Annotated in this window: 18 protein-coding genes; 11 read left to right on the top strand and 7 right to left on the bottom strand. The window is 73.5% G+C overall.

The window, feature by feature from the left end; genetic code table 11:
• Window positions 1–56 precede the first annotated feature (56 nt).
• Window positions 57–887 carry a TIGR02452 family protein gene (locus tag ACFYQQ_RS30465; RefSeq protein ID WP_356165341.1) on the top strand — a complete coding sequence of 277 codons (831 nt, stop codon included), beginning with the start codon at window positions 57–59 and terminating at the stop codon, window positions 885–887.
• 45 nt (window positions 888–932) lie between these two features.
• Here the strand turns inward: ACFYQQ_RS30465 and ACFYQQ_RS30460 are convergent, their stop codons facing one another.
• The 4 genes from ACFYQQ_RS30460 to ACFYQQ_RS30445 all read right to left on the bottom strand — a co-directional run bounded on the left by ACFYQQ_RS30460 (window position 933) and on the right by ACFYQQ_RS30445 (window position 4,823).
• A complete protein-coding gene (locus ACFYQQ_RS30460) occupies window positions 933–1,376 on the bottom strand; it encodes a type II toxin-antitoxin system PemK/MazF family toxin (RefSeq protein ID WP_356165344.1) in 444 nt (147 codons plus the stop codon).
• Between the two features lie 129 nt (window positions 1,377–1,505).
• Window positions 1,506–2,993: an SPFH domain-containing protein gene (locus tag ACFYQQ_RS30455; RefSeq protein WP_388905878.1), complete on the bottom strand. Its 1,488-nt coding sequence runs from the start codon at window positions 2,991–2,993 to the stop codon at window positions 1,506–1,508.
• Between the two features lie 133 nt (window positions 2,994–3,126).
• A complete protein-coding gene (locus ACFYQQ_RS30450) occupies window positions 3,127–3,345 on the bottom strand; it encodes a hypothetical protein (RefSeq protein WP_355792620.1) in 219 nt (72 codons plus the stop codon).
• A 53-nt stretch (window positions 3,346–3,398) separates the two neighbouring features.
• Window positions 3,399–4,823 carry an amidase gene (locus ACFYQQ_RS30445; protein ID WP_356165349.1) on the bottom strand — a complete coding sequence of 475 codons (1,425 nt, stop codon included), beginning with the start codon at window positions 4,821–4,823 and terminating at the stop codon, window positions 3,399–3,401.
• Between the two features lie 189 nt (window positions 4,824–5,012).
• On the opposite strand from ACFYQQ_RS30445, the gene ACFYQQ_RS30440 reads away from it, so the two are divergent.
• A complete protein-coding gene (locus tag ACFYQQ_RS30440; protein ID WP_355788404.1) occupies window positions 5,013–6,047 on the top strand; it encodes a LacI family DNA-binding transcriptional regulator in 1,035 nt (344 codons plus the stop codon).
• A gap of 18 nt (window positions 6,048–6,065) precedes the next feature.
• Window positions 6,066–7,244, top strand: coding sequence for a 4-hydroxybenzoate 3-monooxygenase (locus tag ACFYQQ_RS30435; protein WP_355788407.1), 1,179 nt, complete (start codon window positions 6,066–6,068; stop codon window positions 7,242–7,244).
• A gap of 24 nt (window positions 7,245–7,268) precedes the next feature.
• Here the strand turns inward: ACFYQQ_RS30435 and trxA are convergent, their stop codons facing one another.
• A complete protein-coding gene (gene trxA, locus ACFYQQ_RS30430; RefSeq protein ID WP_355788410.1) occupies window positions 7,269–7,667 on the bottom strand; it encodes a thioredoxin in 399 nt (132 codons plus the stop codon).
• A 151-nt stretch (window positions 7,668–7,818) separates the two neighbouring features.
• On the opposite strand from trxA, the gene ACFYQQ_RS30425 reads away from it, so the two are divergent.
• Window positions 7,819–9,252 carry an NAD(P)/FAD-dependent oxidoreductase gene (locus ACFYQQ_RS30425; protein ID WP_356241595.1) on the top strand — a complete coding sequence of 478 codons (1,434 nt, stop codon included), beginning with the start codon at window positions 7,819–7,821 and terminating at the stop codon, window positions 9,250–9,252.
• A gap of 229 nt (window positions 9,253–9,481) precedes the next feature.
• On the opposite strand, the gene ACFYQQ_RS30420 is transcribed toward ACFYQQ_RS30425, so the two are convergent.
• A complete protein-coding gene (locus tag ACFYQQ_RS30420) occupies window positions 9,482–10,138 on the bottom strand; it encodes a peptide deformylase (protein ID WP_355794336.1) in 657 nt (218 codons plus the stop codon).
• A 308-nt stretch (window positions 10,139–10,446) separates the two neighbouring features.
• Complete coding sequence (locus ACFYQQ_RS30415) at window positions 10,447–10,794, bottom strand: tetratricopeptide repeat protein (RefSeq protein WP_355793974.1); 348 nt, start codon at window positions 10,792–10,794, stop codon at window positions 10,447–10,449.
• Between the two features lie 156 nt (window positions 10,795–10,950).
• Here ACFYQQ_RS30415 and ACFYQQ_RS30410 point away from each other — a divergent pair, with 156 nt between their 5' ends.
• The 7 genes from ACFYQQ_RS30410 to ACFYQQ_RS30380 all read left to right on the top strand — a co-directional run bounded on the left by ACFYQQ_RS30410 (window position 10,951) and on the right by ACFYQQ_RS30380 (window position 16,809).
• A complete protein-coding gene (locus ACFYQQ_RS30410; protein ID WP_355793973.1) occupies window positions 10,951–11,916 on the top strand; it encodes a pirin family protein in 966 nt (321 codons plus the stop codon).
• A gap of 414 nt (window positions 11,917–12,330) precedes the next feature.
• Window positions 12,331–13,011, top strand: a complete 681-nt coding sequence (locus tag ACFYQQ_RS30405) for a pyridoxamine 5'-phosphate oxidase family protein (RefSeq protein ID WP_355793972.1) — start codon at window positions 12,331–12,333, stop codon at window positions 13,009–13,011.
• Between the two features lie 431 nt (window positions 13,012–13,442).
• On the top strand, window positions 13,443–13,769 hold the full coding sequence (locus ACFYQQ_RS30400) for a gas vesicle protein (protein ID WP_355788416.1): 327 nt from the start codon (window positions 13,443–13,445) through the stop codon (window positions 13,767–13,769).
• 37 nt (window positions 13,770–13,806) lie between these two features.
• Window positions 13,807–14,337 carry a gas vesicle structural protein GvpA gene (locus ACFYQQ_RS30395; protein ID WP_355788419.1) on the top strand — a complete coding sequence of 177 codons (531 nt, stop codon included), beginning with the start codon at window positions 13,807–13,809 and terminating at the stop codon, window positions 14,335–14,337.
• Between the two features lie 2 nt (window positions 14,338–14,339).
• Window positions 14,340–15,089 (top strand): GvpL/GvpF family gas vesicle protein, encoded by a 750-nt coding sequence (locus tag ACFYQQ_RS30390; RefSeq protein WP_355788422.1) that lies wholly within the window; start codon window positions 14,340–14,342, stop codon window positions 15,087–15,089.
• Between the two features lie 5 nt (window positions 15,090–15,094).
• A complete protein-coding gene (locus ACFYQQ_RS30385; protein ID WP_355788437.1) occupies window positions 15,095–15,379 on the top strand; it encodes a gas vesicle protein GvpG in 285 nt (94 codons plus the stop codon).
• Complete coding sequence (locus ACFYQQ_RS30380) at window positions 15,376–16,809, top strand: histone protein (RefSeq protein ID WP_355788425.1); 1,434 nt, start codon at window positions 15,376–15,378, stop codon at window positions 16,807–16,809. The genes ACFYQQ_RS30385 and ACFYQQ_RS30380 overlap by 4 nt, the downstream gene beginning before the upstream one ends.

Genomic DNA, 16,809 nt, shown 5'->3' with positions numbered 1-16,809 from the left:
AGCACGACGGGGGAGATCGCGCGGGACACGCTCGCGGCGCGTACGGGGGTCGCGCGGTGAGCGCACGGCTGCGCGGGATCGCGCATCAGACGGAGGAGATCGTCGCGGCGGGCCGGTACCGCGCGTCCGACGGACGCACGGTGCCGATCGCCGCGGCGGTCGACGCCGCCCGCGCCGGCACCCGCGTGTACGGGCCGGAACCCGTGCAGACGCCACGGGTCACCCCGGTCGAGACGGTGATCGAGGTGACCGGCGAGAGCAGCCTGGAGGCCGCGCGCCGCCTGCCGGGCCCCGTCGCCGTGCTGAACTTCGCCTCGGCGCGCAATCCCGGCGGCGGCTATCTGAACGGCGCGCAGGCCCAGGAGGAGGCCCTGTGCCGGGCGTCCGCGCTCTACACCTGCGTGCTGCACGCCCGCGCGTTCTACGACCACCACCGCACCCACCGCGACCCGTTCTACACGGACCGTGTCATCCACTCACCGGGCGTGCCCGTCTTCCGCGACGACCACGGGCGGCTGCTGGACGAGCCCTACACCGCGGGATTCCTGACCGCCGCGGCGCCCAACGCCGGAGTCGTGCTGCGGACGGCGCCCGAGCGGGCGGGCGAGCTGCCGCACGCCCTCGCCGTCCGGGCCGAGCGTGTCCTGGAGACGGCGGTGGCCGAGGGCTACCGGCGGCTCGTGCTGGGCGCCTGGGGCTGCGGCGTCTTCCAGAACGACCCCGGGCAGGTGGCGGGCGCCTTCCGGGCCCTGCTGACGGACGGCGGCCGCTTCACCGGGGCGTTCGACCACGTCGTCTTCGGGGTGCTCGACCGGACCCGGGGCGCGGTGACCCGGGCGGCGTTCGAGCAGGCGTTCGCCCTCGTCGGCGGCGTCCGCCGGCCCTGACCGCACCGCCCCCGCGGGCCCGCGCCGGCGCCGTACGGGACGCGGTCAGCGCCAGCCGTAGCGTTCCCGCAGCCGGTGCACCACCAGGTTGAACCGCATCCGGTCCAGTGCGCACGCCTCCCGGCGCATGCCGTCCTCGTGCAGCCGCAGGACGCGGTCCACCGCCACCCACGAGTCGCGCCCGGTGCGGTCCCACGGCCCGCTGCCGATCGGCACCCAGTCGCGGTCGCCGTCGTGCCGTCTGCTCGACAGCTGCACGGCGAGGAACGTGCCCGCGGCCTCCCGGGCGACGACGAGCACCGGCCGGTCCTTGCCCCGCCCGTCGTTCTCCTCGTAGGGCACCCAGGTCCAGACGATCTCGCCCGGGTCGGGGTCGCCGTCGTGCGCGGGCGAGTACTCGGTCCGCACCGGGCCGACCTCGCGGGCGGCGGCCTCCGTGGTGGCCGACGGCCCGAAGCGGCCGGGGACTTCGTCGATGTTGGCAGTCACAGGGAGCACGTTAGAGGCCACCGGTCCCCGCCCGCCGCGCGGGTCCGCACGCGCCGCGGCCGTGGTCCCCCGAGAGGGCCCACGGCCGCGACGCCGCTCCGGGACCGGGCGCCCAGCGGCGGGATCAGCTCACTCGTCGTCCTTCTCCACCGGCACCTTCTGGGTGCGCGGCGGTGTGAAGCCGTTGAGGCCGGCGGCCCCGTCGGCCGCCGTCCCGTTCTGGTTCATCGAGGAGAGCAGCTGACGGGCCAGGCCCAGCCCAGTGCCGCCCATCGTGAGCGCCTTGGCGAACATGTCGGACATCCCGTCGGCGCCGTTGAGCAGCACCATGTGCTCGACGTTGTTGAACGCGCTCGCACCCGCCTGGACGATCTCGGGCCAGTTCTCCGCGAGCTGCTGGGCGACCACGGCCTCCTGGTTCTCGGCGAGGGCGGCCGCCCGCGCCTTGATGGCCTCCGCCTCCGCGAGACCCTGCGCGCGGGTCGCCTCGGCGGCCGCGAGTCCCTTGGCCTGGGCGGCGGCCGCCTCGGCCTCACCCGTGGCACGCGTCGCCGTCGCGGCGGCCGCACCCCGGGCCTTGGTCGCCTCCGCCTCGGCGCCCGCGGCCGTCTTCACCCGCGTCGCCTCCGCCGCGGCGGCGAGCTCCGTCTCCTTCGCCTTGGCCTGCGCCGCGGAGATCCGCACATCACGCTCGGCCTCGGCCAGCGTGCGCTTCTCGTACGCCTTCGCGTCGGCCGGCTTGCGGACGTCCGCCTGGAGCTGCTGCTCGCGCCGCTGCGCCTCCAGTTCGGCGACCCGGGTCTCCTGCACCACGACCTCCTGCCGCGACGCGGCGTCGGCGAGCGGTCCCGCCTGCCGGGACTTCGCCGCCGCCTTGTCGCGCTCGGCCTGGTAGCCGGCCTGGAGGATCTCGCTGTCCCGGGTGGCCTCCGACATCCGCGCCGCGGCCTGCTGCTCGGCCTCGGTGGCCAGCCGGTTGGCCTCGGCCTGGGCGATCCGCGCGTCCCGCTGGACGGCGGCCGCGTGCGGCATGGCCAGGTTCTTGATGTAGCCGGTCGGGTCCTCGATCTCGTGGATCTGCAGCGAGTCGACGATCAGCCCCAGCTTCTCCATCTCCGTGCCGCAGGCGGCCCGGGTCTGCCCGGTGAGCTTCTCCCGGTCGCGGATCATGTCCTCGACGGTCAACCCGCCGACGATGGACCGCAGATGACCGGCGAACACGTTGTGCACCCGCTCCGCCATCAGCTTCTGCTGGTCGAGGAAGCGGCGGCCCGCGTTGGCGATCGACACGAAGTCGTCGCCCACCTTGAAGATGACCACGCCCCGCACCTTGAGCGGAATGCCCTGGTGGGTCACGCAGTCCACGGACAACTCGGTCTCGTTCAGGTCCAGCGACAGCTTGCGCACCGCCTGCACGCCCGGCATGACCAGCGTGCCGCGCCCCGTCACGATGCGGAACCCCATGCCTTCTTCAAGGCCCTCGGTCCGGTGCTTCGAACCCGAGATGATCAGTGCTTCGTTGGGCTCCGCGACGCGCCACATGAGCTTGAAGACCACGAAGATGAAGATCAGTGCGAGGACAAACGCCCCCGCCACGACGCCGACGATCATCGGCATACGCCCCCTTTGAATGGTGCCCTGTCGGCACCGAACGAGGGGAGTGTGCCTCCGCGCGGGGCCCGGGTACACACGGTGGCGGATCCTTGTTGCAATCTTGACGCTTACGGCCCTCACCTGGGCCGCGGGCGGCTCAACTGTCGTACGCGGCCGACACGTAGACCGTCCTCGGCGGCAGGTACTCCACCACCATCACGACCGTGCCCCGCTCGATGCGCTCCTTCGGGGCGGCCGGGTACGCGAGGAAGTGCTCGGCCCCGCCCCGCACCCGGACGATCACCTCGCCGACGAGCCCGGGCCCGACCGTGCCGGTGACCCGCCCCATCAACCCGACCATCGACGCATCGTCCATGGCGACAGCGTACGGCCGGGAGCCGCTGGTCACGGTGCCGGCGCCGAACTCTCCTACGCGGCGCGGGACTCGGCGGCAGCGGCGGGCGGCGGCCAGTGCACGTGCCAGCGCCGGTCGTCCTCCAACTGCGCGGCCAGCGACACCAGGAGAGGCTCGCTGTGCGCCGGACCGAGGAGCTGCGCGCCGACCGGCAGTCCGTCGCCCACGAACCCGGCGGGGACGTTGACGCCGGGCCAGCCCAGCACGTTCCACGGCCAGGCGTAGGGACAGGCGGCGATCATGGCGCGGTCGGTGCCGAAACCGCTGAGGTCCAGCATGGCGCCGATCCGGGGCGGGGGAGCGGCGGTCGTCGGCGCGAGGAGGACGTCGTAGGAGTCGAAGAGGGCGCCGATCCGCCGGTGCAGCGCGGCCTCCGCCCGGCGCGCGACCCGCAGCGGCGTGCCGCCGAGCAGCCGGCCCAGCCGGGCGGCCTCCCGCGTGCGCCGGTCCAGGAGGTCGGGGAAGGGGGCCTCGCGCACCCACTCGGCGATGCCCGCCGTGGCACGCGGGACGAACGTGAGCCCTATCCGTCCGTAGCGCGGCTCGGCCTCCTCCACGACGTGGCCGAGCGCGGCGAGACGTTCAGCGAGCGCGACGACCGCCGTCCGTACGCGCGGATCGAGCCGGGCGGGCAGCGCCGTGAACGGCGGCCGCAGCGAGAGCGCGATCCGCAGCCGCCCCGGATCGCGGCCGACCGCCTCGGACACGCGTACCAGCGGCGGATGGTGCAGGTCGCCGCTGTGCTGACCGCTCGCCGCGTCCAGGAGCAGGGCCGCGTCGGCGACCGTACGCGCCAGCGTGCCGTTCACGGTGATCCCCTGGAACGACTCGGGGCGCGGCCAGGTCGAGATCCGCCCCCGCTGCGGCTTGATGCCGACGAGGTGCGTCCAGGCGGCCGGGATGCGGACCGAGCCCGCGCCGTCGGAGCCCAGCGCGGCCGGCACCAGACCGGCCGCGACCGCAGCCGCGGAACCGCCGGACGAACCGCCCGGGGTGTACTCGGTGTGCCAGGGATTGCGGGTGGCGCCGAAGGCCGGCCCCTCGGTGAAGGGCCACTGCCCCAGCTCGCAGGTGTTGGTCTTGCCGACGATCACGGCGCCGGCCGCGCGCAGCCGCCTTACCGCCTCACCGTCCCGCTCCCGGGGCGGGAACTCGCCCCGGCAGCCGAACGCCGTCGGCAGCCCCGCCACGTCCATGTCGTCCTTCACGGCCACCGGCACCCCCAGCAACGGGCGCCTGCCGCCCGCCGCAAGCTCCCGGTCGGCGGCGTCGGCCTCGGCCAGCGCCTCCTCGGCGCGCAGCCGCCGGAAGGCGTTCAGGGACGGCTGGGTCGCCTCGATCCGGGCCAGCGACCGCTCGACCGCCTCACGCGCGCTCAGCTCCCCGCCGGCGAGCGCGCGGGCGCACTCCGCCAGCCCCGGGGCACGGTCGTCGGCCATACGGGCACCTCCCGATGCGCGGCTTCTACCGAACGGTAACGTGCGGGCGCCCACAGCGGTACGGGACGCCGAACTTCCTTTCCGCGCGCGGGAGTTCCTGCCGACGGCCACCCCGGACCAGGGGGCGGGCACGGGAGGGTCCCCCGGCGCAAAGCGGCGCGCCGGGCTTCTGCAAGGATGCGGTCCGTCATGGTGCCCATACCGAACGACCCCGCCCCGACGTCGCCCGCACCACTCCCCGTGCCGACGAGCGCGGACGTGGCCCGCCTCGCCGGTGTGTCCCGCGCGACCGTCTCGTACGTCCTGAACAACACCAGCGCCGTCCGCATCAGCGAGCCCACCCGCCGCCGCGTCCACGAGGCGGCCAAGGAGCTCGGCTACGTCCCGCACGCCGCGGCCCGCAGCCTGCGCGCCGGACACAGCCGGATGGTGCTGATGCCCGCCCCGAACGTGCCGGTCGGCCCGCTCTACAGCCAGTTCCTCACCGAACTCCAGGGGGCGCTGGGCCGCCTCGACTACACCGTCGTGCAGTACGGCAGCGTCGGCCTGAACGGCGACGAGGCCGCCCGCGCCTGGGCGGAGCTGCGCCCCGTCGCCGTCCTGGTACCGGGCAGCGACCTCGGCAGCCAGGGCGTGGCCGTCCTCAAACGCTCCGGCGCGCGGGCCGTCGTCACCGTCGGCACCGAGCGCGTCGAGGGCGCGCACGCGCTGCTCATGGACCACGCAGAGGTCGGACGCCGCGCCGGCGAGCACCTCCTCGCCCGTGGGCGCCGCCGCATCGGAGTCGTCGTCCCCGAGGAGCCCGGCCTCGAGGTCTTCTCCCGGCCCCGGCTCGAAGGAGTACGCAGGTCCGCGCACGGCACGGACGCCGACGTCACCGAGCTGCCGCTGGCCTACGACGAGGAGTCGGCGGCCCGGCTGGCCGGGAACTGGCGTTCACTCGGCCTGGACGCGGTGTTCGCGTACAACGACGAGTACGCCATGCTGCTGATGCGGGCCCTCCAGGACGAGGGCATCATCGTCCCCGAGGAGACGGCCGTGATCGGTGCCGACGACCTGATGCTCGGCCGGCTGCTCCGCCCGCGGCTGAGCACCGTCCACATCGAGCTGCCGGCCGGACGTGACCTCGCGGAGCTGGTCGACCGGGCGGTGCGCGAACCGGCCGCCCCACCGGAGGCGCACGATGTGCTGGGAGCGAGGGTCGTGCACCGCGAATCGAGCTGAACACCGGGGAGGCGCGTCATGCGGACGACGGTCGGCATCATCGGAGGCGGACCCGCCGGGCTGCTCCTGGCCCGGCTGCTGCACCGGACGGGGATCGACTGCGTCGTCCTGGAACGCCGGACCCGCGCCCACGTGGAAGGGCGGCAGCGCGCCGGCATGCTGGAACAGGGCACCGTCGACGCGCTGCGCGAATGCGGCGCCGCCGAACGCCTCGACATCGAGGGCATGGTGCACCACGGCATCGAGCTGCGCTTCGACCGCGAACGGCACCACATCGACTTCCCGGTCCTCACCGGCGGGCGCACGGTCACCATCTACGCCCAGACCGAGGTCGTGAAGGACCTCGTCGCCCTCCAACTGGCCGAAGGGCCACCGCTGTTGTTCGAGGCGGAGGCCCTGGCGATCGAGCGGCCGGAGAGCGAGAACCCTCTCGTGCGCTTCGTGCACGAGGGCCGCGAGGAGTCCTTGCACTGCGACTGGGTGGTGGGCTGTGACGGGTTCCACGGCATCGCGCGGGGCACCTTCCCCGCCGCGCTGAGCCGCACCTACGAACACCGGTACCCGTACTCCTGGCTCGGCGTCCTGGCCGATGTGGCCCCGTCCTGCGAGGAGTTGATCTACGCCCGCGGGGAGGACGGCTTCGCGCTGCACAGCATGCGCTCGCCCCGCGTCTCCCGGCTCTACCTCCAGGTCCCCAACGGGACGGACCCGGGCGACTGGCCCGACGACCGCGTCTGGGACGAACTCGACGCCCGCTTCGCGATCGACGGCGACTGGACCCTGCGACGCGGCCCCATCACGGCCAAGTCCGTGACGGGCATGCGCAGTCACGTCCACGAACCGATGCGCCACGGGCGGCTGCTGCTCGCCGGTGACGCCGCCCACATCGTGCCGCCGACCGGGGCGAAGGGGCTCAACCTCGCCGTGTCCGACGTCCGGGTCATGGCCCGCGGGTTCACCCAGCTCCACCTCACCGGATCGAGCCAACTCCTCGACCGCTACGGCGAGTTGTGTCTCGAACGGGTATGGCAGGCGACCCGCTTCTCGTACGACATGACGCGGATGCTGCACACGCGGCCGGACCGGGACGCCTTCGAGGAACGCCTCCAGCTCGCCCGGCTGCGCCGCATCACCGCGTCCCGTCCGGCGGCAGCGGAACTGGCCGCCAACTACACGGGGCTGCCGATCCCGCTGTGAGCCCCGGACGGCTCCGGCCGGTGCCTACGCGTCGGCCTGTCCGGGCTGCTGCGGCTGCTGGGCCTGCTGCTCGGCGACGGCCTTGCGCACCTCGTCCATGTCCAGCTTCCTGGCCTGGCCGATGACGTCCTCCAGGGCTGCCTCCGGAAGCGCGCCGGGCTGCGCGAACACCGCGACCTGGTCGCGGACGATCATCAGCGTCGGGATCGACTGGATGCCGAAGGCCTGGGCGAGCTCGGGCTGCGCCTCGGTGTCCACCTTGGCGAACACCAGGTCCGGGTTGGCCTCCGCGGCCTTCTCGTAGACCGGGGTGAACTGCCGGCACGGCCCGCACCACTCGGCCCAGAAGTCGATCAGGACGAACTCGTTGTCCGTGACCGTCTGGTCGAAGTTCTCCTTGGTGAGCTCAACGGTGCTGCTCATGGCGTGTTTCCCTCTTCCTGGGTTTCGGGGCTCGGGGCAAGCCGCTGTCGACAACGCTGCCCCATGACGGCGTATTCCGCGCACGTACCCGTGCGGCCAGGGCGCACACCCCGTTGTGGTCACGGCACGCACCACCTACCAGACTGACCCCATGACGGAAACGGAAACCATCGAGTACGACGTCGTGGTGCTGGGTGCCGGGCCCGTGGGGGAGAACGTGGCGGACCGCACCCGTGCGGCCGGACTCTCCACCGCGGTCGTGGAGAGCGAACTGGTCGGCGGAGAGTGCTCGTACTGGGCGTGCATGCCCAGCAAGGCCCTGCTGCGCCCGGTCATCGCGCGCGCCGACGCCCGCCGCGTACCGGGACTGCGCCAGTCGGTGCAGGGCCCCCTCGACGCCGCCGCGGTCCTCGCCCACCGGGACTACTACACCTCGAACTGGAAGGACGACGGCCAGGTCGGCTGGCTGGAGGGCATCGGCGCCGACCTCCACCGGGGGCACGGGCGGCTCTCCGGGACCCGTGAGGTGACCGTCGAGGGGCCGGACGGCGGGCGGCGCGTGCTCAGGGCCCGGCACGCCGTCGCCGTGTGCACGGGGACCCGCGCGGCGCTTCCCGACCTGCCGGGACTCGACCGGGTCAGGCCCTGGACCAGCCGCGAGGCCACCAGCGCGCAGGCCGTGCCGGGACGGCTGATCGTGGTCGGCGGCGGTGTGGTCGCCGTCGAGATGGCCACGGCCTGGCAGGCCCTGGGCTCCCGCGTCACCCTCCTCGTCCGCGGCGAGGCCCTGCTGCCCCGCATGGAGCCCTTCGCCGGGGAAATGGTCGCCGAGTCCCTGCGGGAGGCCGGCGTGGACGTGCGCACCGGCACGTCGGTCACCGGGGTGACGCGCGAGGGCGCGACCGTGACGGCCGTGACCGGCGCCGGCGAGCGCGTCGAGGCCGACCAGATCCTGTTCGCCACCGGCCGGGCGCCGCGCACCGACGACCTGGGTCTGGAGACGGTCGGGCTGGAGCCCGGCTCCTGGCTGGCGGTCGACGACACCCTCCGGGTGACGGGCAGCACCTGGCTGTACGCGGTCGGCGACGTGAACCACCGCGCCCTGCTGACCCACCAGGGCAAGTACCAGGCCCGGATCGCGGGCGCCGCCATCGCCGCCCGCGCCTCCGGCGCCCCCCAGCTGGAGACGGACCCCTGGGGCGCCCACGCGGCGACCGCCGACCACGGGGCCGTCCCGCAGGTCGTCTTCACCGACCCGGAGGCCGCGGCCGTCGGCCTCTCCCTCGCCGAGGCGGAGCAGGCGGGCCTGCGCGTACGCGCCGTCGACGTCGACCTCTCCTCGGTCGCGGGCGCCGGCCTGTACGCCGACGGGTACCGCGGCCGGGCCCGCATGGTCGTCGACGTCACCCGCGAGACGGTCCTCGGCGTCACCCTCGTCGGCCCCGGCGTCGGCGAACTGATCCACTCGGCGACCGTCGCGGTCGCCGGCGAGGTGCCGGTCTCCCGGCTGTGGCACGCGGTGCCGTCGTACCCGACGGTGAGCGAGGTGTGGCTCCGCCTCCTGGAGGCCTACCGGGACGCGTGACCGACCGGCGGACGCCCGCACCGACGGGCGTCCGCGGGGTCCCCGGGGGTGCCACCTGAGCTTGGTGTGCAGCCGGGGTGCTGGTGAGCGCCGATGATCGGTGCGGCTCGGCGTGGGGTCCCGCGGCGGGGTTCCGGCGCGTGCGGCGGTGCGGGGTTTCTGACCTGAGGGTTCCCGGAGATCGGCCATGGCTCGGGGACCCTCACCACCATGCCGTGCCTCCGGCTGTTCACGTCGGCAGGTCGAAGCCGAGGGCCGTCGCGGCCTCTCGTGGCGTCGGCTGTGCCCAGCGCAGGGCCACCGCCTCGTTCGACGACAGCGAGCGCGGTTCCGCGCGGTCGAGGTAGAGCGTGCCGTCCAGGTGGTCCGTCTCGTGCTGCACGATGCGTGCGGGCCAGCCGGTGAGGACCTCGTCCACCGCGCGGCCGTGCTCGTCCCGCGCCGTCAGCCGCACCCGAACCGCCCGGGCCACCACCGCCTGCCAGCCCGGCACGCTGAGGCAGCCCTCGAAGAACGCGGCCCGCTCGGCGCCGACGGGCTCGTACGACGGGTTCACCAGGACCCGGAAGGGCAGCGGCACCCGGCCGCGCGCCAGCCGCACCTCCTCCGGCACCGGCGCCGGGTCCTCCACCACCGCGATCCGCAGTGGTACGCCGACCTGCGGGGCGGCGAGGCCCACGCCCGGAGCCGCGTGCATCGTCGCGCGCAGCGCCGCCACGAAGCGGTCCAGCAGTCCGGGGTCCAACTGGCCGTCGAAGGGCTCCGTGCCACGCCGCAGCACCGGGTCCCCGGCGGCGACGATCGGCAACGGACCCTCACGGGAGAGGAGTTCCTCCACCTGGTCGCTCAACGGGCGGGAGCTGCTGGGGACGTCTGCGGAAGCCATCCGGCCAGGATGCCAAGCCGACGGGTGTGACGCGAGGCGGCAGGCGGGCGGACGGGGCGAGTCAGGTGTCCGGGGCGTGCGGAGCAGTGGTGGGGCGGAGGGTACGGGGGAGTGGCTCCGGACGCGCGCTCTCGCCCTGTGGGGTGAGATCCGGGTGCGGGCCCGCGGCGGGAGTGCGCGGCGCGGCGGTCGTACCGACGTGCGGCGAGGAGGCCGGGCGCCAGGCGCCCGGCCTCCTCGTGTGACCGCTCGGTCAGGAGCCGGTGTGACTTCTCAGGACCCGCCGCGACCCCGCGGGGCCGCCCGGATCACAGGCGCTCGAAGTCGCCCGCGAGCGCCGAGGCGATCCTCAGGTGGGACTCCGCCTCCTCGTGCCGGCCCTGGCGTTCGAGCGTGCGGCCCAGCATCAGCCGGGCGTAGTGCTCGACCGGGTCGCGCTCGACGAGGACCCGCAACTCGGCCTCCGCGCGGCGCAGTTGGGCCGAGTGGTAGTACGAACGCGCCAGCAGCAGCCGGGGACCGACCTGCTCCGGCACCTCCTCGACCAGCCCGCCCAGCACCCGCGCGGCCGCCGCGAAGTCCTTGGCCTCGAAGAACATCCGCGCCCGCTCCCAGCGCTCCGCGGCCGTCCCGTGGTCGTAGTACGTCATGTCCACTGCTGACCTCCTTCGGGGGCGTCAACGGACCCTGTTGGTTGAATATTCCACTACTCTTGCCGGTGCGGGTCGCCGGTCACCGGCGCGCGTGCCCCGAAGGGGGGAGGGATGACGGACTCACGACGACGGGTCCCGGACGAGGCTAGGTTGGGCGCCATGAGCAATCTTGACCGCGAGGCGGTCCCCGCCCCGTGCGGCGGCCGCGGCTTCGTGGTGGCGGAACCGGTACGGGAACTCCTCAGCCCCCGCCGGGTCCGCCTCGGCGAGTCCACCGAAGTCCGCCGCCTGCTGCCCAACCTGGGCCGCCGCATGGTCGGCGCCTGGTGCTTCGTCGACCACTACGGCCCCGACGACATCGCCGACGAGCCCGGCATGCAGGTCCCGCCGCACCCGCACATCGGCCTGCAGACGGTCAGCTGGCTGCACGAGGGCGAGGTGCTGCACCGCGACTCCACCGGCAGCCTGCAGACCATCCGCCCACGCGAGCTGGGCCTGATGACCTCGGGCCGCGCCATCAGCCACTCCGAGGAGAGCCCCCGCTCGCACGCCCGCCTCCTGCACGGCGCGCAGCTCTGGGTGGCCCTCCCGGACGTGCACCGGCACACGGACCCGCACTTCGAGCACCACCCCGAACTGCCCACGGTCACCGCGCCCGGCCTCACCGCCACGCTCGTCCTCGGCGGCCTGGACGGCGCGACCTCGCCCGGGACGACGTACAGCCCGATCGTCGGCGCCGACCTGAGCCTGACCCGCGGTGCCGACCTGCGGCTCCCCCTCGAACCCGACTTCGAGTACGCCTTGCTCTCCATGTCCGGCGAGGCGCACGTCGACGGCGTACCGCTGCTCCCCGGCTCGATGCTCTACCTCGGCTGCGGACGCACCGAACTCCCGCTGCGCGCCGAGTCGGACGCGGGCCTGATGCTCCTCGGCGGCGAGCCCTTCGAGGAGGAGCTCATCATGTGGTGGAACTTCATCGGCCGTACGCAACAGGAGATCGAGCAGGCCCGCGAGGACTGGATGACCGGCTCCCGCTTCGGCGAGGTCAAGGGGTACGACGGCGACCCGCTGGCCGCGCCCGCGCTCCCACCGGTGGCCCTGAAGCCGCGAGGCAGGGTGCGCTGACCCGTCCGGGCCGCTGACCCGTGCGGACCTCCCGAGCCGCAGGGGCTGCTGGCCCGTCCGGACTGCCCGGCCGTACTTGCTGCCGACCCGTCCGGACTGCCGGGCCGTACGGGCTGCTGACCTGTCCGGGGCGGACTCCCGGCGCCCACAGTCTCGGTGCGGTTTCCGTTGTTGTCATAGTCCTGGTGCGCGGATTTCGCACGCCTCTGGTGTTCGCGCGGTGGATATCGTTAGTGTGCCCACGGTGGAGGTGCGACCCGCGAGTCGGTCGCGCCTGCCGCCGTGCCGTGCCGTGTCGCGGGTTCGGTGCCGCCCGGCCGACCGGAGCCGGCGCTCCTCGCGTCCGCGTACGGCGCCGCCGACGCGCCCGTCGTGTCGCGCCGCCCGCGACATCCCGCCTGCGAAAGAGCCGATGTGACCGACCAGCAGCTTCCCGCCACGCTCCCCGAGACGGACCGTACGCGTCACCGGCGCCTGCGCGAGCAGGGAAGCGTGAACCGCGCTGACCTGGACGCCGTGCTCGCCGCGGGCTTCGTGTGCCACCTCGGGGTGGTCGTCGACGGGGTCCCGATGGTCGTGCCGACCGTCTACGGAAGCGACGGCAGCCACCTGTACCTGCACGGCTCGGTCGCCGGCCGGAGCATGGTCGCGTCACCGCGCGCTGCGATATGCGTGACCGTCACGCACGTCGACGGCCTCGTGCTCGCCCGCTCGGTGTTCGAGCACGGGGTGAACTACCGCAGCGCGATGATCTACGGTGTTCCGCGCCTCGTCACCGACCCGGACGAGAAGCTCGCGGGCCTGCGCCGACTGACCGAGCACGCGGCACCCGGACAGTGGGACTACGCCCGGCGGCCCAACCGCAAGGAGCTGGCCGCCACCACGCTGCTCGCCCTCTCCCTGGAGGAGGCGTCGGTCAAGATCCGTACCGGGGGTCCCGATGACGGTGACGGACCCGACGCGGCCCTGGGCCTCTGGGCGGGCGTCCTGCCGCTCACCGCGACCTGGGGAGAGCCCGAACCCGACCCCCACCTCCCCGGGGACATCGCACCGCCGCCGCACATCGCCGCCCGGGGCAACACACGCGCCGCTTAGGGAACCGGGGCGCTGGGCGGCACGCCTGTCGGCCAGGCGGTCCCGCCGCCTCCCGGCGTCGCCCTGGCGGCCTCACAGTTCCGCCGCCCGCCGCCCGCCGCCCGCCGCCCGCCGCCCGCCGCCCGCCGCCCGCCGCCCGCCGTCCCGCCGCCCCGGTGTCGAGCGTGCCCGCCCCGCACCCCTGCCCCTGAGCCCCTGCCTCCTGCCCCCGGGCTGTCAGGCCCCATGGTCCTCAACCCCCTTGCGGTTGAGGGCCTTTCCCTTGTCACCGCCGCTCCCCGCCGTGCCGCTCGCGTACGCCCCTGCGCGGCGTCTCCCGGCGCTCGCACCCGTGCGAGTCACCCCGCGGGACAACTGCTCCCGTACGCACGCCTTCCCGGATGGACTAACTGAGCACGCGCCGACGGCGTCCCTGAGTCAACAGTGGACGCATGGCAGAAACCGGCGAGCGGCGGCGCAGTACGGCCTCCTCCACGACACGTGAATCCCGCGGACGCAAGGTGCGCGGTGCGCAGGACGCCGCGCACCGCGCCGCCGAGGCGCTGACCGAGCTCATCCGTCACCGTCTCGAAGGCGTGTCCGCGGTGTCCCGCGCGGAGGACGACGGCTGGATCGTCAACGTCGACGTGCTGGAGGTGGAGCGGATCCCCGACACCACCAGCCTGCTCGCCACCTACGAGGTCGAACTGGACCCGTCGGGCGAACTGCTGCAGTACCGACGGGTCGCCCGCTACCGGCGTGGCGCCCAAGACCAGTGACCGGCCATCCGGCCCCGCAATTCGGAAGGACCGCCGCATGACCACCTACAGCGACGAGGTCGTGTGCGCGCCGCGCGCCGGGACCCTCTACGACGTGCTGGAACTCATCCTCGACCGCGGCATGGTCATCGACGTCTTCGTCCGGGTCTCCCTGGTCGGCATCGAGATCCTCAAGATCGACGCCCGGATCGTCGTTGCCAGCGTCGACACCTACCTCCGGTTCGCCGAGGCGTGCAACCGCCTCGACCTGGAGCACGACGCGCGCAGCAAGACCGTGCCCGACCTGCTCGGCGGCCTCGGTGGCCCGGTCGCCGGCGCCGTCGGCAAGGCGGGTGCCAAGAAGACGGCGCGCTCCCTCACCGACCGCGTGAAGGGCGCCCTCAGCCCCGGTGACGAGGACGACGAGCACTACCTTTCCGACGACGACGACGCGGAGGAGCGCGAGCAGCGCCAGGAGCGCCCGCGCCGCCGGCCCGCGCCCGAGCGCCGCAAGAGCGGCGCCGGCCGTGACCGGGACGAGGAACGTCCCCGCTCCCGTTCGCGCCGTCGCACGGAAGAGGAGGGCTGACCGTGACCGCGACGACCTCCACGGCGCTCGACGCGCTGTACGTCTACGGCATCGCCCCCGCGCCGCTGCGGACACCCCGCACGCCGGGCGTGGGCGGTGCCCCGGTCGAGCTGCTGGCCGAGTCCGGGCTGTGTGCCGCCGTGTCGGCGGCTCCCACTCAACTACGGGCGCGGCGCCGGGACCTGATGGCGCATCAATCGGTGCTCAACGAACTGGCGGCGCAGGCCCCCGTGATCCCCATGCAGTTCGCCGTCCTCACCCGTGACGCGGACGCGATCCGGGAGCAACTCCGCATCGGGCGCGACCACTTGTCGGCGCAGCTCGACGGCCTGAAAGGGCGCGTCGAGATGAACCTCAAGGGCGCGACCGTACCCGGCTACTTCGCGCGGCTCGTTCACCAGGACGAAGGGCTGCGCACCCTGGCACGGCGGACCCGGCGCAGGCCGGACTACGACGCCAACGTGCGTCTGGGCGAGGCGATCGCGCGCGCGGTACGCCAGGAGGCGCAGCGCGCGGCACGCGAAGTACTGGCGCGGCTGGCGCCGTTCGCCGAACGGACCGTCCAGGGCACGCTGGACGACACCCATGTGCTGAGCACGTCGTTCCTGGTACGCGCGGCCGACGAGAAGCGCTTCCGGGAGGCGGTCGCCGAGCAGGCGCACCGGTTCGGGGACCGGCTGGCGCTCAGCGTCACCGGTCCGCTGCCCTGCTACAGCTTCGTCGACACCGCGCCCGCCGTGGCCGGGGCGTGACTGACGTGGGGCTCGTGAGCGGCGTCCTGCTGCTTCCCCTGGCACCGGTGCGCGCCACCCTCTGGGTCGCCGACCACCTCCTGCAGGAGGCGGAGCGGCAGGCCCACGACCCACGTGCCGTGCAGGCACGTCTGGCCGCGCTCAATCGCGACCTGGACGAGGGCGTCATCGACGAGGCGGCCTTCGAGCAGGAGGAGGAGCGGCTCCTCGAACTCCTCGAACACCCGGTCCGCTACATGGGCTGCGGCGCACCCCCGACCATGTCCTCATCGCTTGGAAGGCACGCATGAACGACAGCTGCAAAGTGGCCGTGGCGGCCGCCGTCGCCGGTGGATACGTCCTGGGACGGACCAAGAAAGCCAAGGTGGCCTTCGCCATCGGCACCTATCTCGCGGGACGTCGCTTCAGTCTCTCGCCGGGCCAACTGCTCTCGCAGGGACTGTCGAAGCTCCAGGAGACCCCGCAGTTCCAGGATCTCAGCGAGCAGGTGCGCGGAGAGTTGCTGACCGTCGGACGCTCGGCGGTCTCGGCCGCCGCCAACCGCCGCCTGTCGACCTTCACCGACATGCTGCGCGACCGGACGGACGCACTCCTCGACTCCACCGGCAAGGGCCGGGACGACGAAGACGGTCAGGAGGACGACGAGTACGACGAATCCGACGAGTACGAGGACGGATACGAGGACTCGGGCAGGGACGAAGCTGCCGAGGACGAAGAGGACGAAGAAGAAGAGGAAGAGGACGAAGAGGACGAGGACGAAGAAGACGTAGAGGGCGAGGACGAGGGCGCCCGGACGCGCGAAGGAAGGGGCCGGGACGAGGGCGAGGAGCCCGACGAGGAGGAAGAGGGCCCCGACGAGGACGCGGAGCTGGAGGAAGAGGAAGAGGAAGAGGAAGAGGAAGAGGGTCCGGACGAGGACGTGGAGCCGGAAGCCGAGGAAGAGGAAGAGGAAGAGGAGGAAGACGAAGGCGCGGAGCCAGAAGAAGAGGAAGAGGAGGAAGAGGGCGCGGAGCCGGAAGAGGAGGAAACGCCCGGCCGGAAGCGTGGCTCGGAGCGGCCCCGGCCCGGACGTGAGGAGCGCAGGAGGTCGCGCACCGAGAAGCGGTCCGCGAGCCGCAAGGCGGCGCCTCCGCCCCCGCGCAAGAGGGCTGCCGGCAGGACCCCGGCCAAGGAGGCTCCTGCCAAGAAGGCCGCTGCACGCAAGACGTCGTCCGGACAGGCGGCCAAGAAGTCCTCCGGCTCGGCCCCGGCGAAGAAGACGGCGGGCAAGAAGGCGGCCAAGAAGGCTCCGGCCAAGAAGGCCGCCAAGAAGGCGCCCGCCAAGGAGGCCCCGGCCAAGAAGGCACCCGCCAAGCAGGCCGCGGCCAAGAAGGCACCGGCCAAAAAGGCCCCCGCAAAGAAGGCCGCGCCCGCGAAGAGCGCGGCGAAGAAGGCGCCCGCCAAGAAGGCGCCGGCCAAGAAGGCCGCGCCCGCGAAGAGCGCGGCGAAGAAGGCGCCCGCCAAGAAGGCGCCCGCCAAGAAGGCCGCCGCCAAGAAGACGGCACCGGCCAAGAAGGCGCCTGCCAAGAAGGCCGCCGCCAAGAAGACGGCGCCGGCGAAGAAGACCAGTGGGCGAGGCGCGGCGAAGAAGACCGCCCGCTCGTCCGGAAGCAACCAGTCGCGTCAGACGAGCAGATCCGCCGGCGGCGGCCGGGGTTCCGGCGCGCGGCGGGGGAGGTGA

Source organism: Streptomyces sp. NPDC005496 (assembly GCF_042872045.1).
GTDB lineage: Bacteria > Actinomycetota > Actinomycetes > Streptomycetales > Streptomycetaceae > Streptomyces.
This window is presented reverse-complemented; position numbering and strand designations above follow the sequence as displayed.

Bases quoted from the DNA above. Each gene is read 5' to 3' on its own strand.
- ACFYQQ_RS30455 (WP_388905878.1), bottom strand. From the start codon at position 2,993: ATGCCGATGATCGTCGGCGTCGTGGCGGGGGCGTTTGTCCTCGCACTG.
- ACFYQQ_RS30400 (WP_355788416.1), top strand. From the start codon at position 13,443: ATGGCAGAAACCGGCGAGCGGCGGCGCAGTACGGCCTCCTCCACGACA.
- trxA (WP_355788410.1), bottom strand. From the start codon at position 7,667: ATGAGCAGCACCGTTGAGCTCACCAAGGAGAACTTCGACCAGACGGTC.
- ACFYQQ_RS30445 (WP_356165349.1), bottom strand. From the start codon at position 4,823: ATGGCCGACGACCGTGCCCCGGGGCTGGCGGAGTGCGCCCGCGCGCTC.
- ACFYQQ_RS30410 (WP_355793973.1), top strand. From the start codon at position 10,951: ATGAGCAATCTTGACCGCGAGGCGGTCCCCGCCCCGTGCGGCGGCCGC.
- ACFYQQ_RS30435 (WP_355788407.1), top strand. From the start codon at position 6,066: ATGCGGACGACGGTCGGCATCATCGGAGGCGGACCCGCCGGGCTGCTC.
- ACFYQQ_RS30440 (WP_355788404.1), top strand. From the start codon at position 5,013: ATGGTGCCCATACCGAACGACCCCGCCCCGACGTCGCCCGCACCACTC.
- ACFYQQ_RS30420 (WP_355794336.1), bottom strand. From the start codon at position 10,138: ATGGCTTCCGCAGACGTCCCCAGCAGCTCCCGCCCGTTGAGCGACCAG.
- ACFYQQ_RS30395 (WP_355788419.1), top strand. From the start codon at position 13,807: ATGACCACCTACAGCGACGAGGTCGTGTGCGCGCCGCGCGCCGGGACC.
- ACFYQQ_RS30425 (WP_356241595.1), top strand. From the start codon at position 7,819: ATGACGGAAACGGAAACCATCGAGTACGACGTCGTGGTGCTGGGTGCC.
- ACFYQQ_RS30380 (WP_355788425.1), top strand. From the start codon at position 15,376: ATGAACGACAGCTGCAAAGTGGCCGTGGCGGCCGCCGTCGCCGGTGGA.
- ACFYQQ_RS30450 (WP_355792620.1), bottom strand. From the start codon at position 3,345: ATGGACGATGCGTCGATGGTCGGGTTGATGGGGCGGGTCACCGGCACG.